Here is a 25,606-nt window from a genome sequence, read left to right as displayed (position 1 = left end):
AATCATGCTTCCGGCGCTCAAATTTTCAAATTCATATGCTGAACTCAAAAATTCCTGCCGGTCAGCTCGACCAAAAATGGAATGACTACAAAGGACACGTTAAGCTGGTAAACCCTGCTAACAAGCGTAAAATTGAAGTTATTATAGTAGGTACAGGTTTGGCAGGCGCTTCTGCTGCTGCTGCTCTTGGCGAATTGGGATACAAAGTGAAAACATTTTGCTTCCAGGATTCTCCTCGTCGTGCACACAGTATTGCTGCACAGGGCGGTATCAATGCTGCAAAAAATTATCAAAATGACGGCGACAGCGTTTTCCGTCTGTTTTACGATACAATTAAAGGTGGTGACTACAGAGCACGTGAAGCAAACGTACACCGCCTGGCTGAAGTGAGCGTTAACATCATCGACCAGTGTGTGGCACAAGGTGTTCCTTTTGCCCGCGAATATGGCGGATTGCTTAGCAACCGTTCTTTTGGTGGAACACAGGTACAACGTACATTCTATGCTGCCGGACAAACCGGTCAGCAATTGTTGATAGGTGCATACCAGTCTCTCGAGCGCCAGATTTCATTGGGTAATGTAAGACAATATTCCCGCCATGAAATGCTTGAAGTGGTAATGGTAGATGGCAAGGCCCGCGGTATCATTGCACGCGACCTGGTAACAGGAAAACTGGAGCGCCATTTCGGCCATGCTGTATTATTATGTACGGGTGGTTACGGTAACGTCTTCTATCTTTCTACCAACGCAATGGGCTGTAACGTAACAGCAGCATGGAAGGCACACAAAAAAGGTGCTTATTTCGGAAACCCTTGCTTCACGCAAATTCACCCGACTTGTATTCCTGTTTCGGGAGATTACCAATCCAAGTTAACATTGATGTCCGAATCACTGCGTAACGATGGACGTATCTGGGTTCCAAAGAAAAAAGACGACAACCGCAAAGCAACAGATATTCCTGAAGAAGAGAGAGATTACTACCTGGAAAGAAGATATCCTGCATTTGGTAACCTCGTTCCGCGTGACGTGGCAAGCCGTGCAGCGAAAGAGAGATGTGATGCCGGTTACGGTGTAGGTACGTCCAAGCAAGCCGTTTACCTTGACTACGCAGATGCGATCGACCGTTACGGTAGAATCGAATGCCTGAAACATGGTATCGAAAATCCATCAGCAGAAGTTGTTCGCGAACATGGAGTAGCAGTAGTAAAAGAGAAATATGGTAACCTGTTTGACATGTACGACAAGATCACAGGTGAAAATCCATACGAAGTGCCAATGCGCATTTATCCTGCGGTTCACTACACAATGGGTGGCTTGTGGGTTGACTACGAATTAATGACATCAATTCCTGGATTATACTGTCTTGGTGAAGCAAACTTCAGCGATCACGGTGCAAACCGCTTGGGAGCCTCTGCTCTGATGCAGGGTCTGGCTGATGGTTACTTCGTAATTCCTTACACTGTAGGTAACTACCTGGCAGATGAAATTGCAACCAAAGCAATACCTGTAGATCATCCTGCGTTTGTAGCAGCAGAAAAAGAAGTGTCTGATCGCATCAACACATTGATGGGCATTAAGGGTAAACAAACCGTTGAAAGTTTCCACAAACGTCTTGGTAAGATCATGTGGGACAAATGCGGTATGGCCCGTAATGCACAAGGACTGCAGGAAGCGATCACTGAAATCCAGCAATTGAAAAAAGAATTCTGGAGCGACCTGAAAATTCCGGGCGAAATCGGCGAGATGAACCCTGAGTTGGATAAAGCAAATCGTGTGGCAGACTTTATCGAATTAGGTGAGCTGATGTGTATCGACGCATTGAACCGTAACGAAAGCTGCGGCGGTCACTTCCGTGAAGAGAGCCAAACCGAAGAGGGCGAAGCAAAACGCGACGACGCCAACTTCTCCTACGTTTCCGCATGGGAATACAAAGGAGAACACAGCTGGGAGCTGCATAAGGAAGAGTTGACGTTTGATGTGGCGAAACCAACGCAGAGAAGCTACAAATAATTTGAAAATTTGAAGATGTGGTGATTTGAAAATGCTTTCTGTGCCACATGCAAATAATTTTCGATTATTCAAATAGATTGAATTGTATAATTATAGTGAGAGCCTTGACCAAAGTATTATCACTAAATTATGCGAAATGACAAGCAGAATGTGATTGTTGAAAAAACGGTAGCGTTTTCGTTGGCAATCATTAAATATTGTGAAGTTCTTGAACATGATAGAAAATACGTAATAGCGAACCAGCTTTTAAAATAGGGAACGTCCATAGGAGCCAACGTATTTGAAGCACAGAATGCTGAAAGCAAAGTAGACTTTATACATAAAATGAAGATTGCGGCGAAAGAAGCAAGTGAAACAAAATATTGGTTAGTCCTTTGTGAGAAAAGTGAGGGTTATAGGTTTGAAGAAAAGTTGCGAAATGACTTGGAAGTAATTCTCCGAATTCTTTCCAAAATCATTTCCTCATCAAAAGGATAGTTACCTTTTTACCTGGTTGCCGCACACGAATTTTCAAATTTTCAAATTTTCAAATTAGCACATTAGCTATGGAACATTATAACATGAATCTCACACTCAAAGTGTGGCGCCAGAAAAACAATAAAGCAAAAGGTGGTTTTGAAACGTACAAGCTGAGTGATATTTCTTCGGAAATGTCGTTCCTGGAAATGGTAGACGTTTTGAATGAGCAGTTGATCAGAGAAGGGCAGGACCCGATTGCATTTGACCACGACTGCCGTGAGGGTATTTGTGGAACCTGTTCCATGTACATTGATGGAAAGCCGCATGGTCCTTGGCATGCAAACACAACCTGCCAGTTGCACATGCGTGCATACAAAGACGGCGATACCATTACCATCGAACCATGGAGAGCGAACGCTTTCCCTGTGATCAAAGATTTGATGGTAGACAGAACTTCATTCGACCGCATCATCCAGGCAGGTGGTTTCATTTCTGTAAACACCGGTAACGCCGTAGATGCAAACGCCATTCCGATTAATAAAGACGATGCCGATGCTTCTTTCGCAGCAGCAGCTTGTATCGGTTGCGGAGCTTGCGTAGCAGCTTGTAAAAATAGCTCAGCTATGTTGTTCGTTTCTGCAAAGGTTTCTCACTTGGCATTGTTGCCACAAGGTCAGCCAGAGCATAAGGGTCGTGCATTGAACATGATCGCTCAAATGGATAAAGAAGGTTTCGGTTCATGTACAAACACCGGCGCTTGCGAAGCCGTTTGCCCTAAAGAGATTTCAATGGTAAACATCGCTCGCCTGAACAATGAATTCCTTGGAGCAGGATTGACAGTCGACAATTAATTTTCCCAAAATATTTATTTCGAAAGACTGCTGAAAGGCAGTCTTTTTTGTTTGATGTTTAACGCTCAACGCCAAACGCTTAACGCTTAACGCGAGTGGCTGTCTGCGTTTTGCCTTAAGTGTTAAAGATTCGGTGACCAGCGTTACGCGTTAGGCATTTAGCGTTGGGCCTCTTACTTTTGTCAATTATAAAATCTAATAAACATGAGAAAAGGATTTATAATAAGCGCCATTGCGGGAATCGTCATCGGTACATTGCTTACTGTTTTTGTCAGTGCGTACTGGCTGGTCTTTCTTGCAGTTGTAATCGCTTTAACTATTGTAGGCATCAACGACATGATGCAAACAAAACACTCCATTATGCGAACCTATCCTGTTTTGGGAAGAATGCGTTACTGGATGGAAGAACTTCGCCCGAAAATGTACCAGTACTTTGTTGAATCGGACATTGATGGAAGACCGATCAACAGGATCGATCGTTCCACCATTTACCAAAGAGCAAAACGTGAAACAGACACACTGCCGTTTGGAACACAGCTTGATGTATATGCAGAAGGCTACGAGTGGATGAGCCATTCCATTGCGCCCAAAGATTTTACTAAACTCAATCATTCGCCTCGCGTAACAATAGGAAACAAGAATTGCAAACAGCCTTATTCAGCAAGCGTTTTCAATGTCTCTGCCATGAGCTTCGGATCGCTGAGTTCCAATGCCATCGAGGCGTTGAACGGCGGCGCGAAGATTGGCAACTTTGCACACAACACAGGTGAAGGCGGCATCAGCCCCCATCATTTAAAACAAGGCGGAGACATCATTTGGCAAATAGGAACAGGCTATTTTGGCTGTCGCGACGAAAACGGAAATTTCTCTGATGAAGTTTTCAGAGAAAATGTTTCGAAGCCGCAGATCAAAATGGTGGAGATTAAAATTTCACAAGGTGCGAAGCCCGGCCATGGCGGTATTTTGCCCGCGTCTAAGAATACACCCGAAATTGCGGCTATACGTCACGTTAAGGCCGGAACAACCGTTGCTTCTCCACCTTATCATTCCGCATTCAATACACCGAAAGAACTTGTGCAATTTGTTGCAAGACTGAGAGAAATTTCCGGAGGTAAACCTGTTGGCTTCAAACTTTGTATTGGTAGAAAAAGTGAGTTTGTTGGCATCTGCAAAGCCATGATCGAGCTTGATACTTTCCCTGATTTCATAACAGTCGATGGTGGAGAAGGCGGCACGGGCGCAGCTCCGCAGGAATTTTCTAACTATGTGGGAGCGCCATTGCTGGATGGTTTGGCTTTTGTTCACAACATGCTTGTGGGCTTTGGCATTCGTGAGCATATTGTGGTGATTGCGTCAGGCAAAATTTTATCCGGATTTCACTTGGTCCGTGCATTTGCATTAGGTGCAGACGCGTGCAACAGTGCAAGAGCAATGATGATGGCGATTGGTTGTATACAGGCGTTGCAATGCAATACAAATAAATGTCCAACAGGTGTGGCTACACAAAACCCTTCACTGGCGGTGGGTTTGGTGGTTGACGACAAAAAACATCGCGTTGCGAATTATCATGCAGACACTGTAAAAACTTTTGTGGAGTTGCTGGGCGCAGCTGGAATTGACGACTACAAAAAACTCACGCGTTCGCATATTTACAGACGTGTATTGATGAATGAGATGAAAACCTTTGAAGAGATATTTCCATCGCTCGAACCTAACTGCATGCTAAACGGAAAGATTCCTGAAAAATACCAGCAGGACTTCGACCAGGCGTTTGCTGACAGGTGGATGTAGGAGGCAAGTGAGCACGCTGATGACACTGATTAGACTGATTTACACGGATTTTTTAACCACAGAGTGAAGGAGATTTTTTTTCACAGAGGAAAGGAGGCGGTTTATTGTTCAGGACCTGACAGCTTTTAAAACCTGTCAGGTTCTTTGCGTTTCGAGAGCCTTCGTTCTCTCTGTGCTCTCGTGACTTGCTATTTATTTCGGTGCCAACCGCTCTGCCCCCTCTGCGGTTAAAAAAAAGTCCGATATCGTTGCGGGTTCAGATAGATAAGACCGCCAACAAAAAAATCTGTGTAAATCAGTCTAATCAGCGTCATCTGTGTGCCATTTTTCTTAAATTCAATACCTAAAACCTAACCCTCTTATGAGATTTGCATTCTTAACCATTTTACTAATTTCCGTTATGAACACTATAGTTGAAGCACAATTACAGCCACCGGTTTGCGAGAAGAAACCCAAAGTATTAGAAGAGCACGGTGACAAAAGAACTGACAATTATTACTGGCTCAATGAATACTGGCTCAAGGGGCCGGACAGCAATAAAGTAGTTGACTATCTCACTAAAGAGAACGATTACTTCTATGCAAACATGAAGCACACGGAAGCTTTGCAGGACAAGCTTTATAACGAAATGCTCGGTCGCATCAAACAAACAGATCAATCTGTTCCTTATTTCAAAAAAGGTTACTGGTATATCACTAAGACTGAAGAAGGAAAGGAGTATGCAAAATATACGCGTCGCAAAACATCCATGGACAGCGATGAAGAATTGTTACTTGATGCGAACGTTGAAGGTGCCAATCACAAATACTATTCTGTTGGAGTGCTTGCTGTGAGCCCAAATAACAATATACTCGCTTACGCGGTAGATACGTTGAGCCGCAGAAAATTCCAGATCTATTTTAAAAATCTTGCTACCGGAGAATTATTGGCAGATGTAATTCCTGTATCAACCGGCAGTATGGTTTGGGCAAACGATAACAAAACGGTCTTTTACACTTTGCAGAATGATCTTACTCTTCGCAGCGAAAAGGTTATGAAACACGTAATAGGCACGCCGGTTTCAGAAGATAAAGTAGTATTCTTTGAGCAGGATGAAACCTATAATACATGGGTAGAAAAATCTAAAAGCGAAGACTATATTTTTATCTATAGCAACAGCACACTTTCCTCCGAAGTGAGATTTATTAAAGCAAACAATCCAGACGACGAGTTTAAAATTTTTACGCCAAGAGAAAAGGATATGTTGTACTATGTAGATCATTACAAAAATGATTTTTATGTTCGTACAAATTGGAGCGCCCTCAACTTCAGATTGATGAAATGCCCTGTCAACAATACTTCCAAAGATGCTTGGCATGAAGAGATCGGCAACAGGGCAGATGTCTTGCTCGATGAAATGGAGCTTTTTAACGACTATCTCGTACTAAGTGAAAGGAGTAAAGCATCCACTCAAATTCGAGTGATCAAATGGGCAGATAAAAAAGAATATTATCTGGACTTCAAAGAATCTGCTTATGTAGCATCAGTGGCATACAACCCGGATTTTAATGCCACTAAACTCCGTTACAACTATCAATCGATGATCACGCCGCCATCAACGTTTGATATTGATATGGCGACAAAGCAAAATTTTTTATTAAAGCAACAGGAAATTCTCGGCGGCTATAATGCTGCCAACTATGAAACCGAACGCCTATGGGCAACTGCACAGGATGGAACAAAAGTTCCGTTGTCAATTGTATACAAAAAAGGATTTAAAAAAGATGGCAGCCAACCGTTGTTGTTATACGGCTATGGCAGCTATGGAAACAGCATGAATCCTTCGTTTAGCAGTGCCAGGCTAAGTTTGCTTGACAGAGGTTTTGCATTTGTGATTGCACATATTCGTGGTGGCGAAGAAATGGGCCGTCAATGGTATGAAGACGGTAAGATGTTCCACAAGAAAAATACCTTCACGGACTTCATCGATTGTGCTGAATTCTTAATCAAAAATAAATACACCAGCAGTAAACATTTATATGCCGACGGCGGCAGCGCAGGTGGTTTGCTGATGGGAGCTGTAATGAACATGCGTCCTGATTTATGGCATGGTATCATCGCTGCGGTTCCTTTTGTAGATGTTGTTACAACGATGCTTGACGAGAGCATTCCATTAACAACAGGAGAGTTTGATGAGTGGGGGAATCCAAAAAATAAAGACAGTTATTTCTACATGAAGAGTTACTCTCCTTACGACAATGTAGAAAAGAAAGCCTATCCAAACCTTTTGGTAACAACAGGTTTGCACGATAGCCAGGTACAATATTTTGAACCGGCGAAATGGGTAGCAAAACTTCGCGAGTTAAAAACAGATCACAATAAACTATTGCTTTACACAAATATGGACGTGGGCCACGGTGGCGCCAGCGGAAGGTTCCAGCGACTGAAAGAAGTTGCGAGAGATTATGCGTTCCTGATCGATCTGGAGGGAATAAAAGAATAGTTGCCGGTAGGCCGGTTGCCAGTAGCCGGTGTTTGTGTAAATCATTGACTATAAAATGCAAGCAGCTGGTATATATCAGCAATGTTAGAGCAGGTGCCAGGCTATTGGTTACGGGCCACCGGCTACTTCAAATATGACCAACAACTAAACCATATGAACACCAAAATTCATTGCATAATTCTCTTTCTATTCTTTGGCTACAGCGTTCATGCGCAAGACACTTTGTGGCACCACAAAAAATGTGCTGTTGTTTTAACCTATGATGATGCGCTTGACGTAGACATCGACAACGCTGCTCCAGCGCTTGATTCACTTGGGTTAAAAGCAACTTTTTACTTATCAAATTACACCGGAACGCTGGATACCCGCACAGCCCAATGGCGCGCCATCGCAGCTAAAGGGCACGAGTTAGGCAATCACACATACTATCATCCATGCATCGGAAAAAGACCGGGCAGGGAATTTGTAAAAGCAGATAATGACCTGAATAATTATACCGTTCAGCAAATTGACCAGGAAATTCACATGATGAACTCTTTGCTGAAAGCTATTGATGGTAAGCATTCGCGGACGTTTGCTTATCCTTGTGGAGATACAAAGATCAGCGACTCGTTTTACCTTGATCCGATAAAAAAAGAATTCACAGGAGCCAGAGGCGTAAGACCGGAAATGCTGCGCATTCAGGATGTGAAGCTTTATGACATAGGTTGTTACGGCATCAATGGAGAATCAGGAGATCAGCTTGTTTCACTTGTTCAAAAAGCAATGGACTCGCACACTTTAGTTGTGTTTCTTTTTCATGGCGTGGGAGGCGGACATTCGCTTAACGTTTCACTGCAGGCGCATAGTCAGTTGCTGCATTTCCTGAAACAACATGAAAAAGAAATCTGGATTGCGCCAATGACAGAGGTTGCTGAGTATATACAACGTTATCAATCATCATCAAAATAAACGACATGAAAAGGATCGCTTGCCTGTTCATTTCCCATGTCATTTTAACAACAACATTTGCGCAAAGCAATGTGGCTGACAGTTTGAAGCGCGACAGTCTGTGGCGTGCAAATATGAAAGCCATCCAGGCCGCCTCACAGGTAGATCATCAAAAAATGATGAAGTTGTTGCACATAGATTCGTTGCGTGATGGCCCATCAGGAAACCCAAAAGCTCCGAATGCGGCGAATGCCGATGAGTCGAAGGCTACAACATACACGTCCTTACCCGATCCGCTTGTTTTAAAAAACGGAACAAAGGTTACAGACGCCAACACTTGGTGGAGCAAGCGCCGGCCAGAGATCGTGAAAGATTTTGATCGTGAAATATATGGCCGCGTTCCTGCAAATGTGCCCAAAGTAAAATGGGAGGTAGTGAGTGTGGTGAATGAGAAAAATGGAGACATCCCCGTTGTAACAAAAAAATTGCTCGGACATGTTGACAACAGCGCTTACGCGGATGTAAAAGTCGATATCGATCTTACATTAACAACACCTGCAAATGTAAAAAAGCCTGTGCCTGTGATAATGGAATTCACCTTTGTATTCCCACCAGGTTTTAGAATGCCGGCCCAAAATGCCAGCAAAGAACCAACATGGCAGCAACAGGTACTGGCCAAAGGGTATGGTTATGCGATTCTTGTACCAACCAGTTATCAGGCTGATAACGGAGCGGGGCTAACACAGGGCATTATTGGTTTGGTGAACAAGGGCCAGCCACGCAAACCAGATGACTGGGGGGCATTGCGCGCATGGGCGTGGGGCGCAAGCCGGGCGATTGATTATTTTGAAACGGATAAAGCCGTCGACAAAAAACGAATCGCGATTGAAGGACTTTCGCGCTACGGCAAAGCGGCACTTGTTGCCATGGCTTATGAGCCGCGCATTTCCATTGGGTTCATTGGATCTTCCGGAGCTGGTGGCGGAAAAATATTGCGTCGTACATTTGGTGAGCAGGTAGAGAATCTCGCCTCATCATCGGAGTATCATTGGTTTGCCGGAAACTTTATTAAATATGCCGGTCCGTTAACACCAAATGATCTTCCCGTAGATGCACATGAATTGGTTGCTCTTTGCGCGCCAAGGCCGGTATTTATCAGCGTAGGGTCTCCGTATGTAGAAGGCAATTGGATCGATGGGAAAGGTCTTTTTCTTGGAGGCTTGTATGCCGGACCAGTTTATGAATTGCTCAGAAAAAAAGGATTGGGCACTACACAAATGCCACCAATAGAAACACCATTAACAGATGGAGAAATAGCGTTTCGTCAACACAGCGGTGGACATACAACAGGACCCAACTGGCCGACGTTTTTGAGCTACACCGATAAGTACTGGAAGTGATATTTGCACAGCGAAAAAAAACCGTGCAAATCCGTCTAATCCGTGTCATCTGCGTGCTAAATAACTATTCAATTTTTCTTATGCCAACAGCAAAAAAAGACGCGCCGAAAGAGATTACGAATTATATCAAGGAAATGCCTGAGTTTTCTAAGGCAATCTGCACAAAGCTGCGCTCCATTATTTTGAATGCTGATGATAGCCTTGTAGAAGAATGGAAGTGGGGGCCGCACTATGCATCCAACGGAATGGTCTGCGGCTATGGAGCTTTTAAGCAACATGTAAAGCTTACTTTCTTCAACGGTGATGCAATGAAAGATGCAAAGAAACTCTTCAATCACTGTGTTGACAATGAGTTTAGCCGTTCAATAAAATATGTCGATGCAAGCGAACTCGATGAAAAAACATTGACCGCATATATCAAAGAATCTGTTGCGATCAATAAGAAAGGTTATAAAAGGGTGGTCAAGAACAAAGACGTTGATACACCCGAAGATCTTGAAAAGGCATTGGCGAAAAGCAAAAAGGCAAAAACATTTTACGACGCTCTTACTTACGGCTACAAGAAAGAATTTGTAGAGTGGGTAACCACCGCAAAGCGCGAAGAAACCCGTAACGACCGCATTGCAAAAATAGTTGCAATGTGCGAAGAAGGAAGGACGTTAAACGATAAATACCGGTAGGGGCGAATTGCATTCGCCCTCTAGTTGAAAATTGAAAGTTGAAAATTGGCTGCTAGTCGAAGTTGTTAGATCTGATGAAGACTTTTTCAAAACCAAGGCCTAATAACCAATAACAACCAACTAACAACTGTATTCATTTTCAATTTTCAACTTTCAATTTTCAATTAATCAATGATTCAGTTATTCAATTATTCAATCATGGCTTACATCATACCACCTCAAACACGCATCGGTCACGTACATTTAAAAGTTACTGACCTTGACAAAGCGTTGACTTTTTATAAAGATATTCTTGGTTTTGAGATCATGCAGCGATACGGAACGCAGGCTGTTTTTCTTTCGGCAGGAGGATACCATCATCACATTGGGTTGAATACCTGGTACAGCAAGAACACAGGACCGGCGCCGGTCCACGCTGCGGGATTATTTCATACCGCAATACTATATCCCTCAGAAAGAGATCTTGGCGTTGTATTAAAGAGATTGATTGATGCGAAATATCCGTTAACAGGCGCTTCAGATCATGGCGTTTCCAAAGCCCTCTATCTCGATGATCCAGACGGAAACGGAGTAGAATTATATTGGGACAGGCCAAAAGAAGAATGGCCGCTGGATGCAGAAGGAAACCTTATGATGGTAACGGAGCATTTGGATTTGGATGCGCTGTTGGCGCTGATTTAGAAATCAGGAATTAGGAGTTAGGAATTAGAATTGTCAAAAAGCAAAAAGAATTGCGACTATTCTAACTCCTAACTCCTAATTTCTAATCTCTCTATTTCACCCACAACACACAAACCGGACTTCCCACATTGATGCGTTTGCCCGTATCTGTTAGCAGGCCTGTTTTTTTATCTACTTTAAAAATTACAACATCATCACTTTGCTGATGTGCCACCAGTAAGAAATTTCCTGAAGGGTCGAAATTGAAATTGCGTGGCGTTTTTCCCATAGTAGGTTGAAAACCAACAGATGTTAATTTGCCCGTAGCTGCATCTCTTTTAAAAATGGCTATAGAATTGGCATCGCCGCGATTAGATGCATAAAGGAAATTGCCGTCAGGAGAAATATGAATATCTGCGGAACCAATGGATCCTTTAAAATCTGCAGGGTGACTTGATATGGTTTGCACCTCTTTGAACTGACCCTCATTGTATTTATACACTACCACTTCGCCGCTAAGCTCGGTCATCAGGTAAGCGAATTTACCGCTCGCATCAAACGTCATGTGGCGCGGACCGCTGCCCGGCTTCACTGCTACGAAAGGTGTTTTTGCAGGGGTAAGGCTTCCCGTAGCCGCATTGAAATGATAGATCATTATTTTATCCGTGCCCAAATCATTTATAAACAGGTACTTGTTATCAGGGGAGAAGACTGTTGCGTGAGCGTGTGCCTTTTCCTGCCTTTTTGTGTTTGGTCCCGTGCCCTCGTCTTTTCTTTTTTCAACAGGCTCGCCAATGCTGCCATCTTTTTCTACCGGGTACACAAGATAATTGCCCGAGCTGTAATTTGCCACGGCAATAAATTTTCCGTTTTTGCTCGTCGCTACAAAACAAGGAGATTCACCCGAAGTTGGCTCGGTATTGATGAAAGAAAGAGAACCGTCTTTTTTGTCAAAAGCATAGGAAGAAACCGCTCCCGGGCCGTTGTCTTCATTAACGGCAAAAACTGTTTTTTTGTCGGGAGAAATTGCCAGGAATGAAGGATTGGAACTCGGTACGTTGTTTACTTCTGTGGCCTCACCCGTAGCCGCATCAAATTTATATACATAGATGCCTTTACTTTTTCCGCTATTGGTATAGGTTCCCAACAATAAATATGGGTCGGAAGGTGCTGTTGACATAGTTGTAGATGAAGGTTTTGTGGTGGTTTGCTTATGCGCAGTCGATTTTTTCTTTTTCTTCTGTGCAAAAGTTCCTGAAAATGAAAGCAATGCAATAATCGTTAAAACGGTTATCGAGGTTAAAGGATTTTTCATGCAATTCTTGATTTATATAGGTTCCGTAATAAATTCATTGTTTTTACGCCTCTCTAAATTCCTAATTTCTAACTTCTGATTCCTAAAAATTGTATGTCAATTATAATAAACTTTGGCCGAAATTTGCAGCCTAAATTATATAGCAGTTGAAATTATTTCCGGAATCGGCCGTCTACCAATTGGAATTTGACAAAGTAAAGGATTTGCTGACGGCACATTGCAAAAGCGAGTACGCAAAAAAGAAAGCTGAGCAATTACGCATACATACAAAAAATGAATTCATACAGGTTGAATTAAAACAAAGCCATGAATACAGGCAACTGGTTCTGAATGGCATTTATTTCCCTAATGACTATACACTGAACCTGTCGAAGGACCTGAAGCTGTTGGGCATTCCGGGGGCGGTGCTCAGTGGCGACCAATTCATGCAGATCAAAAAACTGGCAGAGAGCATTCAGAACATTTTCCGCTGGTTTGATGCAGAGAGAAGGCTGGTTTACGATGCACTCGCAAAAGTGATTGAAGGTTCGCACTACGAAAAAGCCATTCAGCAGCACATCAACGAGATACTGGATGACAATGGTAATGTGCTGGATAATGCTTCTGAGGACCTGCAGCGCATTCGCATGAACTTGTATCGCAAACGAAATGACCTGCGTCGCGTGTTCGACAAGATCGTTTCCAAACTCAACAAGCAGGGATATCTCGCCGACATAGAAGAATCGTTCCTAAATGGCAGGAGAGTACTCGCCGTTTTTGCGGAGCAAAAAAGAATGGTGAAAGGTATTCTGCATGGTGAAAGCGATACAAGACGCACCACGTTCATTGAACCTGAAGAAACGATCGAACTTAACAACGAAGTCTTTTCCCTTGAGCACGAAGAAAGCCGCGAAGTGTATCGCATTTTGCGTGAGCTTACGGCAAATCTTTCTGTACATGCGCCTCTGTTACAGCAGTACCACAACATTGTGGGCGAATATGATTTCATTCGTGCCAAAGCAAAACTCGCGATTGACTATAACGGAGAGTATCCTTTGGTAAACGACAAAGCGCACGTACATCTTGTACAAGCCATGCACCCGCTGTTGTTTTTGTATAATAAAAAATCAGGCAAACCAACCATTCCGGTTGCGGTTACACTCGATGAAAAAAGCAGGATACTCGTAATCAGCGGACCGAATGCCGGCGGTAAAACAGTTACACTTAAAACGGTAGGATTGCTGCAAATGATGGTGCAGGCAGGTTTGCTGGTGCCGGTGCATCCTTCTTCGCAAATGGGCATCTTCAAGCAACTCATGATTCACATTGGCGACACGCAGAGTTTGGAATTTGAGTTGAGTACCTATAGTTCGCACCTGAAAAACATGAAGTATTTCATGGAAAGTGCAAATGGTAAGACTTTGTTTTTTATCGATGAACTGGGAAGCGGCAGTGACCCAAATCTTGGTGGGGCATTTGCCGAGGTTATTTTGGAAGAAATGGCCCGCAAACATTCATTTGGTATTGTTACCACGCACTATCTCAACCTGAAGGTAATGGCGAATAAAACGCCGGGCATCATCAATGGTGCCATGGCTTTTGACGAGGCTAGTTTGCTGCCAATGTATAAACTGATCGTTGGTAAACCCGGAAGTTCCTATACCTTCTCCATTGCAGAAAGAATTGGTCTTGACAAATCATTGATTGCCCGCGCCAGAAAAATGGTCGATGAAGATCATTTCCGTTTGGATAAATTGCTGAATGCAACAGAGCAGGACCTTCGGGATCTTGAGAAGAAAGAAAAAGAGCTGAATCATTTGCTTCGTGAAAATGAGAAGTTGAAAAAAGAGATGCAGCAGGTAATGGACAAAGAGCGCCATCGCCAGCAAGTTGAAGTTTTGAAGGAACAAAACAAAATAACCGAAGATCGCATCGCTTACCTGAAAGACATGGATCGTAAGATTAAGCAGATCCTGATCGAATGGAAAAAAACTGATGACAAGGAAAAAGTGATGAAGCAGATGTTTGCCCTTTTGTTCAAGAAGGATGAAACTAAAGTGGTGAACAAACTGCAGAAAAAAGTAGAATCAAAATTTGCTGAAGTGCAGGGCGAAATTGCGGTGGGTAGCAAAGTAAAAATGAAAAAGAATCACCAGGTAGGGCAGGTGCTTGAAGTGCGTGGCAAAAAAGCCGTTGTAAAAATCGGCTTATTACCTATGCAAGTTGACATGAAGGACTTGGTTTTGGTGACAGAGAAAATTATAGAAAGTTGAGAATTGAGAGTTGAGAAGGGAGAGTTGTTTAGGAAAGTTTTTAGTTGATAGTCGTTGGTTATTAGGCTCTGGTTTTGCATAGTAATTACCGAAGTCTAACAACCAAACTCTCAACTCTCAATTCTCCACTCTCAACTATGAATGTAGCTCTCCAAATGAGCAATAGTTTCTTCCTGGTGTGAAATGATCGCCTTGATTACGTCGTTTACGGAAATAATACCACACACTTTATCGTTCTCAAAAACCGGCAAATAGCGGATGTTGTTCTCACTCATCAAATGCATGCACACCTCAATAGAATTGTCGGGAGTAATTCTCGGCAATCCGATTGACATAATATCATAGACCTTGGTATCGGTAGAAGACTTTGATTTCAGGATCACTTTGCGAGAATAATCCCGTTCAGTTAGCAGTCCGAAATATTCTTCGCCATCCATCACCAATACAGATCCAATGTTTTTTTCCGCCATCACATTCAGCGCTTCCAATACTGTAGTGTCTGGCGTGACAGCAATCAACGTGTACTTTTTTTGGGATAAAATGTCTGATACTTTTTTCATAAACAATCATTGTTTTTTAGTTGCTATAAGATAAGAAAAAAGACGTAAAAGAGGAAATACAGAGGGCTAACAAAGAATGCCGGATTTGGTTCACATTGAGAATCAATGACTGAATAACTGAGTAACTGAATAACTGAGTGCTTGAAACGCAGAAAGACTTTCCGAATGGAGGCCTTCAGTTATTCAGTTATTCAGTCATTTGCCCTCGACAATTCAATGATTAAATTATTCTGTCAGTCCTTCTGGTACCTAAACCTCACCACCGCGCTTTTTTCCAGCGTCGACGTCATATGTACCTCGTATCGCTGTTTGCCTGCGGTAATTTCCATGACAGCTGTATTTGGCGGCACGCGTCCAAGGTTATCGGCGTACATGATCAGCTCGTAATCTATATCTGGAAATGCATTTATTTCGAGAGTTAGCGCTTTGTCGGTAAGCATTTTTTTATACAGCAAAAGGCGGTTGTTTAGCAATACCGTCACCGTATCGCCATCTAGTTCTGCATTATCGTAAAGCTGAATTTTAATGGTAGGTGTGTGGAATATCAGATCTTTTTCCAGTTCTTTTTTGCGGGGCTTTAACTGAAGTGTTTCCTGTATTTCAGCCAATTCTTCACTCTGGTCAATCTCGTTTTTAAACACAGGAATTGCGGCTCGTCTTAAAATGATTTTTCCGGAAGGGCAGGGCGTTTTGGTATCCATTGCATAACCTTTGAATTCACCCTTCAAAACTTCCTCATGGTTGCTTGAATCATATTGCAGCATGTAGGTTTTAATGCAAGGAATGCAGTCGGCTGGAATGTTATAGCGAATTACTTTGTTCTCTATAATGACAATCCGTTTCGACAGCGGATTGAACTTTCCTGAAAAAGACAATTGCACCAGTCTTTCTGTATCGTAAAAGTCATAGGATTTGCCCTGTAAATTATTGTTGGCAAAGTTGACCTGCATTTCAATATTGTAAACTGGAAAACAGCCGCCGGAATCCTGGATAAGCGAGCCGCGCCATATGCCGGCAAGATCCTGTGCGATACAGGAACAACAACAAAAAAAAGCAATAATGGTAAATGCCAGCAGGCGTTTTATTATCATGGTTTGATACCATTAAAAATAGTCAATTGCCCAACACTCTTTCAAAGGAAAAGGTAAAAGAAACGTTATTGTTCTGTGATAAAAACTCTTGCCATCATCCTTTCATAAGGAGCAACAACCGCAGGTAGAATAAGTTCTCAAAAGGCCGGTAAATAACTTGTTCGGTCTTTCGGAAACGGGGAAAATAATCTATGTTAGTACTGCAAAACTTCATTCATGAAAAAGATCGCGGTGTTCCTGCTGCTGCTGATTATTTCAACAGCAAATATTTTCGCCCAAAACAAGAAACAAGCGCTTGATAAATATTTCACGGCGCTGCACGATAACCAGCGGTTTAACGGAAATGCTCTCGTAGCAGACAACGGAAAGATCGTTTATGAAAAATCGTTTGGCTATGCCGACTTTGCCAATAAAAAACTCAATACTAATAACACTCAGTTTTGCATCGCATCAATAACAAAAACTTTTACAGCAACAGGCATTTTTCAACTGTTTGAAAAAGGAAAGCTGAATATTGAAGATCCCGTAAACAAATACCTTCCTGCATTTCCTTATCCCGAAATAAAGGTCCGGCATCTGTTATCTCACACTTCCGGATTACTGCCTTACGATAAATTTTTTGATTCGATGAGGCGTGCACATCCCGATACAGTTTTCACAAATAAAGATATCGTCGCGCGTTATGCAGCATTAAAACTGCCCTTGCAATACCAGCCCGGCGACAAGGCGACTTACGACAATGTGAACTACATTTTTCTTTCGCTCATAATAGAAAGCATAACAGGAGTGGCTTATGTAGATTATATTAAGAAGAACGTTTTTGAGCCGGCTGGCATGACTAAAACATTTTTTCCCAAGGCAACATTCTATCATTATTTACCTGAGGAAAAAACGAACCTGGTGGAGACTTACAACTATCCGTTTGTTTATTCAACAGCCATGCAAAAGACAGACACTATCAAATTTGTTGCTGATTACTGGCAGAATTATCAGTTCAAAGGATTTGGTGAGATCATTACAACAACCGAAGATTTGCTAAAATATGATCAGGCATTGTACAACGACAAACTGTTGTCTGACGAGACTTTGGTGAAAGCCTACACACTAACTAAACTGAATAATGGGAAAGACAGTCCCGTAGAAATTGGCCTCGGTTGGAAAGTATACACGGACAATCCATTTGGTCAGGTAGTGGGGCACACTGGTGGTTTGATAGGACTTTCAGCCGTTTTTTTACGAAATATCACCAGGCATCAAACAGTTATACTGTTCGACAATACGCAAAACAGAACAGAAGATGCAGGTGAAGATGCGTTCAAAATCTTAAACGGTGGCAAAGCAATTCCATTGGCGAAAAGCGCTGCCAGAGAATATGGCAGGACGCTTGTAAGCAAAGGCATTGAAGCTGCTGATATCGCGTTGATCGCAATGAAAAAAGATTCGGCCCATTATTCTTTGGTAGAAAAGGAATTCAACACACTTGGCTATGATCTAATGGCGAACAAAAAGTTGAACCTTGCATTGGAGGCTTTCAAAACAAACATGCAATTATTTCTCCAAAGTTGGAACGTCTACGATAGTTACGGCGAAGCACTCTTAGAAAACGGACAAAAAGAAGAAGCCATAAAAATGTACAAGAAGTCTGTCGAGCTTAATCCGGAAAATGAGAACGGAGTGAAAGTTTTGAAGGATTTGAGCAAGGAATAACTGAATAACTGAATAACTGAATAACTGAATAACTGAATAACTGACTGGTTCAACTTATAAACAGCGCTGCACGTCATTGCGAGCCCCTTGTAGATCAGGTGTTTCAAAAACTAAGGCAACTCTGTAAATAGGAGATGGGGCGAAGCAATCTCAATTTGCGTGCTGAGATTGCTTCGCCCCACTTGTCTATAGGCCATCTTGTTATTATTTTCTGAATCGTGTTGATAGTGCAGTGTCTCGCAATGACGGTGCAGCATATCCGCGGCGGAGTTACACTAGGGCAATTCAGTTATTCAGTTATTGAGTTATTCGGTCAATCACCCGCATACTTAAATACCACCACGGCATTCTTTTGTTCCGTAGACGTGATGCGCACTTCATACTGCTGGTCGCCTGCTTTCACCACCATTAAAGATGTATTGGGAGGAATATCACCAAGATTTTCTGCCACCATCACCACCTCATGATAATTGTTTGTAGTGTCAAGTTTAATTTTCACAATGATTGGCTCGAGCGATAACATTTTGCGGGACACCACCAGTTTATTATCCAGGTAAACTGAAACTGTGTCGTGATCTATCGTGCCATTATCGTAAATGTATAGAGCAACCTCATTGCTTTTTACGGTGATCGTTTTTGTTATTTCGTTTTCCCTGTTTTTGATCACAGAAGGGATGCTCGCTGAAAAACTTTTACCAGGAGAAACGGTAATCGTTTTTTTGGGCGTGTCGGGTCGTGCAAGAGGTTCTATTTGTTGCGGCGTAAGCTTTGTTTCAGGCTTTTTTTGCGGCGCCGTTTTTGCTACCGGCGCAGAAGATTTAGGCGCAGGTTTCTTTGGAGTCGTATTGGCTGGCGGTTTTGGAGTTGTTTTTGCAACTGGTGCGGGCTTTGTTTTGGCAACCGGTGCCGGTGCAATTTTCAGGCTGTCCACCGGTTTTGGGACTGTATTTGCTGCGGCCAATTTTTTCGCAATTTCTTTTTCCTTCCGGGCAACAAACGGTTCCTTATAAAAGTCGGACACCGCCTCTTTACGCAGGAACACAGTGCCTCTGCCGCAAAAGCTACTATCTAGAGTATTCGTTGCTACAAAAGTGCCTTCCAGAAACTCATCATCACCAGATTTTGTCCATGTGAGCATACAATCCATGCTACAAACCATAGTGTTCATTCCCTTGCGCACTTCAATGATCTTTAGCTCCAACACGCGGACCTTCCCAGTTTTTGGATTAATACTTCCGGTTGCGGAAGCCTTTGCATAAAATTCGATGTTTTTGTAAGAGTAGGTAATGGCCTGCAGTTTTTTGTCAGTTTGCGCAATCTGCACCTCAAATCTGTAGCGATCATCAATATTTAGAATTTGATTCATCCGGTTGTTGTCGCTAAAGTGACCCCGCCAAATGCCGGTGATATCCTGAGCCGCCACGCCGTGAATAAGGCCCAGTAAAAAAACTACAATAACGGATCGCATAAACATATTTTGAAATTACGGAAAAACTTCTCTCATAACAATTTGCATAAAAAACAATCCACGAAACATTTCGTTAATTTTTATAATGTTTTCATGTTGTGTTCGCCGCAACAAAGTCCGCCGAATTCTCTTTCTCCATTTTCCCCGCCTGAATGACTTTAGTCGTGCAGGAACTTTCAATTTTCAATTACCCAATAGTTCGTAAATTTGCAGCCCTGTTATTTGATAGAAATTAGAAATTAGGAATCAGGAGTTAGATAATCGATCAAATCTAACAACCAGCAACTAACAACTAACGACTGTCTCTGGCAGCAAAAACTTACAAAGAACCAATGATAAAAGTAACATTTCCGGACGGCGCGGTAAGAGAATATCAGCCAGGAACATCAGCAATGGACGTTGCAAAATCCATTAGTGAAGGATTAGCAAAAAAAGTATTGGCAGCAAACGTAAATGGAGAAGTATGGGATGCAACGCGTCCTATCTACAACGACACCACGCTGAAACTGATAACCTGGGACGATAAAGATGGCAAGGCTACTTTTTGGCACTCGTCTGCCCACTTAATGGCAGAGGCCGTTGAAGCGTTGTATCCTGGTGTGAAATTTTGGGTTGGGCCTTCTTTAGAAACAGGTGGTTTCTACTACGATATAGATTTTGGTGGCAAACAAGTTACAGAAGATGACCTGCGCAAGCTGGAAGCTAAAATGGCAGAGCTGGCAAAACAAAGCAATCCTTACATCCGCAAAGAGATCAGCAAAGCAGATGCTGTAAAATATTTTGAAGATAAAAGTGATGAATACAAGCTTGACCTGCTGAGCAATCTGCAGGATGGTGGCATCACGTTTTACACACAAGGCGGCTTTACCGACCTGTGCCGCGGACCACACATTCCGCAAACAGGTTTGATCAAAGCGATCAGGCTTACAAACATAGCTGGTGCTTACTGGAAAGGTGATGAGAAAAACAAACAGCTTACAAGGTTGTACGGTATTTCTTTTCCAAACCAGAAAGAACTGGACGAGTACCTGCACATGCTGGAGGAAGCAAAAAAACGCGACCACCGCAAGCTGGGTAAAGAGTTGGGCATTTACACTACCAACGATGATATTGGCCAGGGTCTTATTTTATGGATGCCAAACGGTACCGTTATCATTGAAGAGTTGGAAAAACTGGCAAAAGAAACCGAAGAAGATGCCGGTTACAAACGAGTGGTAACACCGCATATCGCGAAAGAAAATCTGTATTTAACCAGTGGTCACTTGCCGTACTACGCAGACAGTATGTTCCCTCCAATGGAAATGGACGGCGAAAAATATTATCTGAAGGCGATGAACTGTCCGCATCACCACAAAATATTTGATGCAGAGCCAAAGAGCTACCGCCAAATGCCATACAGAATTGCGGAATACGGTACATGCTACCGCTACGAGCAAAGTGGTGAACTGTTTGGTTTGATGCGCGTACGTTGTCTGCACATGAACGATGCGCATATCTATTGCACTAAAGAGCAATTTGCGCAGGAGTTCAGAGCGGTAAACGACATGTATCTGAAATATTTCAAAATATTCGGTATTGAGAAATACGTGATGCGCCTGTCTCTGCACGATCCGGAGAAGTTGGGGCAGAAATATGTGAACGAACCTGAACTGTGGCTCGAAACAGAGGAACTTGTAAGAAATGTGTTGATTGAAAGCAACATTCCATTTGTAGAAGTAAAAGGCGAAGGAGCTTTCTATGGTCCTAAGATTGACGTTCAGATATGGAGCGCTATCGGTAGAGAATTTACCCTAGCTACCAACCAGGTTGACTTTGCGCAGCCACGCCGTTTCAACCTGTCATTCACTAATCAGAACAACGAGCCGGAAATTCCATTGGTCATTCACCGTGCACCACTTGGTACACATGAGCGCTTCATCGGATTCCTTTTGGAACACTATGCGGGTCGTTTCCCATTATGGCTGGCACCATTGCAGGTTAAGATTTTGCCAATTAGCGATAAATTCTTCCCTTATTCTGAGGACCTGTTGAAAAAATTAAGAAAAGCGGGCATCAGAGCAGAAATAGACGACAGAAATGAAAAAATAGGCAAGAAAATCCGCGATACAGAACTGATGAAAGTGCCTTATATGCTGGTAATTGGCGAAAAAGAGGTCAACGAAAACAAGGTAGCCATCAGAAGACACGGTAAAGGCGACGCAGGGGTAAAAGCTGTAGAAGACTTTATCGCCGACGCTGTGGCAGAGATTCAGGAGAAAAGAAATGAAGAATAGGAATACGAATTAATAATTAATAAAGAATAATTAATAGGGTAGTAGTCATCAAAAAACACCGCTTCCTAAATTTTGCGGATATAAAGCCAAAGGCTGTCGATGCTGCTAAACCAAGCAAAGTCAAAGTTTTGTAGGGATCAGATATTAATTATTAATTCTTAATTATTAATTGAGTAGAAAAGTTCCTGGTAATAAATTACTTTTATTCGTATTTTTGGAACGGTTTTTTATGAATAAAGAGGCGATTTGAACAATTTGATTTCAGAATTGTCTTTAACGATTGATCAAGCGGCAGATTTTTAAAATTAAAATGAAAGCATTCCACAAAAGCCCCTGTGCTGCCGACAGCAGGTAGTGGACAAAATAATATGGCATTTCCACCCAGACCATCTTCTAGAGGAGGTTTTAACCCCCGTTTTAAGAAGGAGCAACAGCAGGAACACCGCACCAATCACATGATCAGAGTGCCACAGGTGAGGCTAGTTGGAGACAACGTTGAAGTAGGCGTATATTCCATTCAGGAAGCATTACGCATGGCACAGGACCAGCAAATGGACCTTGTAGAGATTTCTCCTAATGCAGATCCTCCTGTTTGTAAAATCATCGATTACAACAAATTCTTATACGAAAAGAAGAAGAAAGAGAAAGAAATGAAGGCGAAAGCCAAAGTTTCTGAAGTGAAAGAGATTCGTTTTACTCCAAATACGGATGATCACGATTTTAACTTCAAGGCGAAGCACGCTGAGACCTTCCTTAAAGAAGGTAACAAGGTGAAAGCTTACGTACAATTTAAAGGACGTGCAATCCAGTTCAAGGACAGGGGAGAACTTCTCCTGCTGAAATTTGCGGAACGTCTCGCAGAATTTGGTGCACTTGAAGGCATGCCGAAAATGGAAGGCAAAAGAATGCTGGCCATTTGGGCGCCGAAAGCGAAAAAGAAACCCGCTAAAGCTGAAGAATAGTAAAAAAGCCCCGATAGGGGCTTTTTTTATAGGAATTAGGAGTTAGAAATCAGGAATTAAGAATTAATAATTAGGAATTAAGAATTGCTCCAAGTTCCTGATTGCCTTGTGTAATGAAACTTCCAGTATTGGCCAATAGAATTACTACCGTAAAGAGTGCGGCGTAACGAAGGCTCAATAGTTGTGCGTAGGTGAGATAAAAAAAGAAGAAATTTTTGCGAGGAAAAATTGCAGTTTTTAAATAAAATGTTGAAAAATAATTGTTTACGATCAGGCGAAGAGATTGGCTTTGAAAAATTCTTAATTCTTAATTCCTAATTCTTAATTAATTGCCTTACTTTTGCACTCCCAAATATGTACCCACATATTTGAATTGCCCACAAGGCTCCATAAGAGTTCCGTCTGTTCGGAACCGCCAGCAGGGTATCACTTTTATAATGGTAATAAAATGCCTAAAGTAAAAACAAACTCTAGTGCCAAGAAGCGTTTTAAAGTAACGGCTACTGGAAAAATTACTCACCAAAAGTCTTTCAAACGTCACATCCTTACAAAAAAGTCTAAAAAACGTAAACGTGCGTTGCGTCAGGATGGAGTTGTTAGTGCTTCTCACACTTACTTCGTTAAACGTTTATTGCGTCTTAAGTAATTTTCCCGTAACTAATTAATTAAAACTTTAAAATTATTCAGATATGCCACGTTCAAAAAATGCAGTAGCATCAAGGGCACGTAGAAAAAGAGTCCTTAACCAGGCGAAAGGTTTCTATGGCAAACGTAAAAATGTATATACAGTTGCCAAAAACGTTGTAGAAAAAGGTCTTACTTACAGCTATGTAGGTCGTAAACTTAAAAAGAGAGAATACCGCGCTTTGTGGATCGCTCGTATCAACGCAGCAGTAAGAGAAGAAGGTTTGACTTACTCTACTTTCATCGACAAGTTGAACAAAAAAGGTATCACGCTTGACAGAAAAGTACTTGCTGACCTTGCAATGAACAATCCAGAGTCTTTCAAAAACCTGGTGAATTCAGTAAAATAAGAATGAATTTCTTACTATAAGAAGAAACCGGAGTTACATTTATGTATACTCCGGTTTTTTTTGTTTTTTAAATCATTCAAACAGTTACTTTTGTGAAGTTTTTTCAAAACCCTCACAAAAGGGCTAAACGATTTTTAAAAACATTCTTCACATTTAATCTATCGCCAATTGGAGAACAACACAACTTATTATGAGTTAGTGGATCAAACCTTTAATTTTCCTCAGGAAGGTTTTGATGTTGATAATGGGTATCTTGAGTTTAATGGCCTTGATCTCAAAGCGCTGATCGAAAAGTACGGCACTCCGTTGAAGCTTACTTACCTGCCCAAAATCGGGAAGCAGATCAACAAGGCCAAGGACATGTTTGCCAATGCTTTTAAAAAGCATAAGTATGAAGGCAAATATTATTACTGTTACTGCACTAAAAGTTCGCATTTCTCATTTATCGTGGAAGAAGCGTTAAAGAATGATATTCATTTGGAGACTTCTTATGCCTATGATATTGAGATCATCAAAAAGCTTTACCAGCGCAGAAAGATCACAAAAGATACCTTTATCATTTGTAATGGGTTCAAACAAAAAACTTATACCAGGCGCATTGCAAACCTGTTGAACACAGGTTTTAAAAATGTGATCCCGGTATTGGATAACAAAGAAGAACTGGATGCTTACAGACGATCTGTAAAAGTTCCGTTCAAAATGGGTATCCGTGTAGCTGCTGAAGAGGAGCCGAATTTCCCATTCTATACTTCAAGATTGGGTATTCGTGCGAAAGATATCCTGGAGTTTTATGTAGATAATATCGAAGGCTACGAAAACAAGTTCCAGCTAAAGATGCTCCATATCTTTTTGAATAAAGGTATTAAAGATGATATCTACTACTGGAGTGAGTTGAATAAGGTAGTGAACTTGTATTGCCAGTTGAAAAAGATCTGTCCTGAACTGGATTCAATCAACATTGGCGGCGGTTTCCCAATCAAGCATTCATTGGGCTTTAACTACGATTACCAGTTCATGGTAACCGAGATTGTAGGCACCATTAAAAACGCCTGCAAGAAAGCCAAAGTGCCAATGCCAAATATCTACACAGAGTTTGGAAGTTTTACCGTTGGTGAAAGCATGGCGCACATTTACAGCGTTATTGCTCAAAAAACGCAAAACGATCGTGAGATATGGTACATGATCGATTCATCCTTCATTACCACATTGCCTGATACCTGGGGTATTGGCGAACGCTTCCTGATGTTGCCGATCAACAAATGGAACGCGGAGTACCAGCGAGTCGTCTTAGGCGGCCTTACCTGTGATAGTCATGACTACTATGATTCCGAAGAGCATATCAACGAGGTGTTCCTGCCTAAAGTAACGCCGGATGAACCTTTATACGTAGGCTTCTTCCATACGGGCGCTTACCAGGACCAAATCAGTGGATACGGAGGCATTAAACACTGCCTGATCCCTTCTCCAAAGCACGTTATTGTTGGTTATGACAAAAACGGAAAGCTAACAGATTGGGTATACGCGAAAGAGCAGAGCGCTCAGAGTATGCTTAAGATTTTGGGATATATGTGATGAATTGAAAATTGAAAGTTGAAAATTGAAAATGCTTTCGATACTTCCATTGTAATTGTTTTCAATCTCGCTAATAAAAAAGGCTCCGATAAATTAGAATTATCGGAGCC

At 42.1% G+C, this 25,606-nt stretch carries 20 protein-coding genes; 16 read left to right on the top strand and 4 right to left on the bottom strand.

The window, feature by feature from the left end; genetic code table 11:
* Positions 1-35: 35 nt before the first annotated feature.
* The 9 genes from KTO63_RS02780 (at position 36) to KTO63_RS02740 (ending at position 11,283) form a co-directional block, all read left to right on the top strand.
* Positions 36-2,009: a fumarate reductase/succinate dehydrogenase flavoprotein subunit gene (locus tag KTO63_RS02780; RefSeq protein ID WP_217789596.1), complete on the top strand. Its 1,974-nt coding sequence runs from the start codon at positions 36-38 to the stop codon at positions 2,007-2,009.
* Between the two features lie 264 nt (positions 2,010-2,273).
* Positions 2,274-2,486 (top strand): four helix bundle protein, encoded by a 213-nt coding sequence (locus KTO63_RS26205; RefSeq protein ID WP_317195733.1) that lies wholly within the window; start codon positions 2,274-2,276, stop codon positions 2,484-2,486.
* A gap of 68 nt (positions 2,487-2,554) precedes the next feature.
* Entirely contained in the window at positions 2,555-3,319 is a 765-nt protein-coding gene (locus KTO63_RS02770; protein ID WP_217789595.1) for a succinate dehydrogenase/fumarate reductase iron-sulfur subunit, read from the top strand.
* 204 nt (positions 3,320-3,523) lie between these two features.
* Entirely contained in the window at positions 3,524-5,110 is a 1,587-nt protein-coding gene (locus KTO63_RS02765) for an FMN-binding glutamate synthase family protein (RefSeq protein WP_217789594.1), read from the top strand.
* Between the two features lie 400 nt (positions 5,111-5,510).
* Positions 5,511-7,592: a S9 family peptidase gene (locus KTO63_RS02760; protein WP_217789593.1), complete on the top strand. Its 2,082-nt coding sequence runs from the start codon at positions 5,511-5,513 to the stop codon at positions 7,590-7,592.
* Between the two features lie 153 nt (positions 7,593-7,745).
* Complete coding sequence (locus KTO63_RS02755) at positions 7,746-8,543, top strand: polysaccharide deacetylase family protein (protein WP_217789592.1); 798 nt, start codon at positions 7,746-7,748, stop codon at positions 8,541-8,543.
* Between the two features lie 5 nt (positions 8,544-8,548).
* Complete coding sequence (locus KTO63_RS02750; RefSeq protein WP_217789591.1) at positions 8,549-9,922, top strand: alpha/beta hydrolase family protein; 1,374 nt, start codon at positions 8,549-8,551, stop codon at positions 9,920-9,922.
* A gap of 80 nt (positions 9,923-10,002) precedes the next feature.
* On the top strand, positions 10,003-10,602 hold the full coding sequence (locus KTO63_RS02745; RefSeq protein WP_217789590.1) for a YdeI/OmpD-associated family protein: 600 nt from the start codon (positions 10,003-10,005) through the stop codon (positions 10,600-10,602).
* Between the two features lie 198 nt (positions 10,603-10,800).
* Positions 10,801-11,283 (top strand): VOC family protein, encoded by a 483-nt coding sequence (locus KTO63_RS02740; protein WP_217789589.1) that lies wholly within the window; start codon positions 10,801-10,803, stop codon positions 11,281-11,283.
* Between the two features lie 91 nt (positions 11,284-11,374).
* Here KTO63_RS02740 and KTO63_RS02735 read toward each other — a convergent pair whose 3' ends face one another.
* Positions 11,375-12,577, bottom strand: coding sequence for a lactonase family protein (locus tag KTO63_RS02735; RefSeq protein WP_232372996.1), 1,203 nt, complete (start codon positions 12,575-12,577; stop codon positions 11,375-11,377).
* 146 nt (positions 12,578-12,723) lie between these two features.
* Here KTO63_RS02735 and KTO63_RS02730 point away from each other — a divergent pair, with 146 nt between their 5' ends.
* Entirely contained in the window at positions 12,724-14,829 is a 2,106-nt protein-coding gene (locus tag KTO63_RS02730) for an endonuclease MutS2 (RefSeq protein ID WP_217789588.1), read from the top strand.
* A 131-nt stretch (positions 14,830-14,960) separates the two neighbouring features.
* Here KTO63_RS02730 and KTO63_RS02725 read toward each other — a convergent pair whose 3' ends face one another.
* Both KTO63_RS02725 and KTO63_RS02720 read right to left on the bottom strand, forming a co-directional pair.
* Positions 14,961-15,389, bottom strand: a complete 429-nt coding sequence (locus KTO63_RS02725) for a CBS domain-containing protein (protein WP_217789587.1) — start codon at positions 15,387-15,389, stop codon at positions 14,961-14,963.
* A 233-nt stretch (positions 15,390-15,622) separates the two neighbouring features.
* On the bottom strand, positions 15,623-16,480 hold the full coding sequence (locus KTO63_RS02720) for a hypothetical protein (RefSeq protein ID WP_217789586.1): 858 nt from the start codon (positions 16,478-16,480) through the stop codon (positions 15,623-15,625).
* 216 nt (positions 16,481-16,696) lie between these two features.
* Between KTO63_RS02720 and KTO63_RS02715 the strand changes: the two genes are divergently transcribed.
* Positions 16,697-18,187, top strand: a complete 1,491-nt coding sequence (locus KTO63_RS02715) for a serine hydrolase domain-containing protein (protein ID WP_217789585.1) — start codon at positions 16,697-16,699, stop codon at positions 18,185-18,187.
* Positions 18,188-18,500: 313 nt separating this feature from the next.
* On the opposite strand, the gene KTO63_RS02710 is transcribed toward KTO63_RS02715, so the two are convergent.
* Complete coding sequence (locus KTO63_RS02710; protein ID WP_217789584.1) at positions 18,501-19,655, bottom strand: hypothetical protein; 1,155 nt, start codon at positions 19,653-19,655, stop codon at positions 18,501-18,503.
* A 332-nt stretch (positions 19,656-19,987) separates the two neighbouring features.
* Here KTO63_RS02710 and thrS point away from each other — a divergent pair, with 332 nt between their 5' ends.
* The 5 genes from thrS to KTO63_RS02685 all read left to right on the top strand — a co-directional run bounded on the left by thrS (position 19,988) and on the right by KTO63_RS02685 (position 25,496).
* The gene (gene thrS, locus KTO63_RS02705) at positions 19,988-21,928 is read left to right on the top strand and encodes a threonine--tRNA ligase (RefSeq protein WP_217789583.1); all 1,941 of its coding nucleotides are present in this window, start codon (positions 19,988-19,990) and stop codon (positions 21,926-21,928) included.
* 368 nt (positions 21,929-22,296) lie between these two features.
* A complete protein-coding gene (gene infC, locus KTO63_RS02700) occupies positions 22,297-22,890 on the top strand; it encodes a translation initiation factor IF-3 (RefSeq protein ID WP_217789582.1) in 594 nt (197 codons plus the stop codon).
* Positions 22,891-23,338: 448 nt separating this feature from the next.
* Positions 23,339-23,536 carry a 50S ribosomal protein L35 gene (gene rpmI / locus KTO63_RS02695; protein ID WP_217789581.1) on the top strand — a complete coding sequence of 66 codons (198 nt, stop codon included), beginning with the start codon at positions 23,339-23,341 and terminating at the stop codon, positions 23,534-23,536.
* 43 nt (positions 23,537-23,579) lie between these two features.
* Positions 23,580-23,924 (top strand): 50S ribosomal protein L20, encoded by a 345-nt coding sequence (gene rplT / locus KTO63_RS02690; RefSeq protein ID WP_217789580.1) that lies wholly within the window; start codon positions 23,580-23,582, stop codon positions 23,922-23,924.
* A gap of 168 nt (positions 23,925-24,092) precedes the next feature.
* Complete coding sequence (locus KTO63_RS02685) at positions 24,093-25,496, top strand: type III PLP-dependent enzyme domain-containing protein (protein ID WP_217789579.1); 1,404 nt, start codon at positions 24,093-24,095, stop codon at positions 25,494-25,496.
* Positions 25,497-25,606 lie beyond the last annotated feature (110 nt).

It is taken from the genome of Pinibacter aurantiacus (genome assembly GCF_019130065.1).
GTDB lineage: Bacteria > Bacteroidota > Bacteroidia > Chitinophagales > Chitinophagaceae > Pinibacter > Pinibacter aurantiacus.
Note: the sequence above shows the minus strand (reverse complement) of the source record. Positions and strands in the feature narration are given on the sequence as shown.

Coding starts and splice junctions, on each gene's coding strand:
- KTO63_RS02780 (WP_217789596.1), top strand. CDS start 36: ATGCTGAACTCAAAAATTCCTGCCGGTCAGCTCGACCAAAAATGGAAT.
- KTO63_RS02770 (WP_217789595.1), top strand. CDS start 2,555: ATGGAACATTATAACATGAATCTCACACTCAAAGTGTGGCGCCAGAAA.
- KTO63_RS02765 (WP_217789594.1), top strand. CDS start 3,524: ATGAGAAAAGGATTTATAATAAGCGCCATTGCGGGAATCGTCATCGGT.
- KTO63_RS02760 (WP_217789593.1), top strand. CDS start 5,511: ATGAACACTATAGTTGAAGCACAATTACAGCCACCGGTTTGCGAGAAG.
- KTO63_RS02755 (WP_217789592.1), top strand. CDS start 7,746: ATGAACACCAAAATTCATTGCATAATTCTCTTTCTATTCTTTGGCTAC.
- KTO63_RS02750 (WP_217789591.1), top strand. CDS start 8,549: ATGAAAAGGATCGCTTGCCTGTTCATTTCCCATGTCATTTTAACAACA.
- KTO63_RS02745 (WP_217789590.1), top strand. CDS start 10,003: ATGCCAACAGCAAAAAAAGACGCGCCGAAAGAGATTACGAATTATATC.
- KTO63_RS02740 (WP_217789589.1), top strand. CDS start 10,801: ATGGCTTACATCATACCACCTCAAACACGCATCGGTCACGTACATTTA.
- KTO63_RS02735 (WP_232372996.1), bottom strand. CDS start 12,577: ATGAAAAATCCTTTAACCTCGATAACCGTTTTAACGATTATTGCATTG.
- KTO63_RS02725 (WP_217789587.1), bottom strand. CDS start 15,389: ATGAAAAAAGTATCAGACATTTTATCCCAAAAAAAGTACACGTTGATT.
- KTO63_RS02720 (WP_217789586.1), bottom strand. CDS start 16,480: ATGATAATAAAACGCCTGCTGGCATTTACCATTATTGCTTTTTTTTGT.
- KTO63_RS02715 (WP_217789585.1), top strand. CDS start 16,697: ATGAAAAAGATCGCGGTGTTCCTGCTGCTGCTGATTATTTCAACAGCA.
- KTO63_RS02710 (WP_217789584.1), bottom strand. CDS start 19,655: ATGCGATCCGTTATTGTAGTTTTTTTACTGGGCCTTATTCACGGCGTG.
- thrS (WP_217789583.1), top strand. CDS start 19,988: ATGATAAAAGTAACATTTCCGGACGGCGCGGTAAGAGAATATCAGCCA.
- infC (WP_217789582.1), top strand. CDS start 22,297: ATGGCATTTCCACCCAGACCATCTTCTAGAGGAGGTTTTAACCCCCGT.
- rpmI (WP_217789581.1), top strand. CDS start 23,339: ATGCCTAAAGTAAAAACAAACTCTAGTGCCAAGAAGCGTTTTAAAGTA.
- rplT (WP_217789580.1), top strand. CDS start 23,580: ATGCCACGTTCAAAAAATGCAGTAGCATCAAGGGCACGTAGAAAAAGA.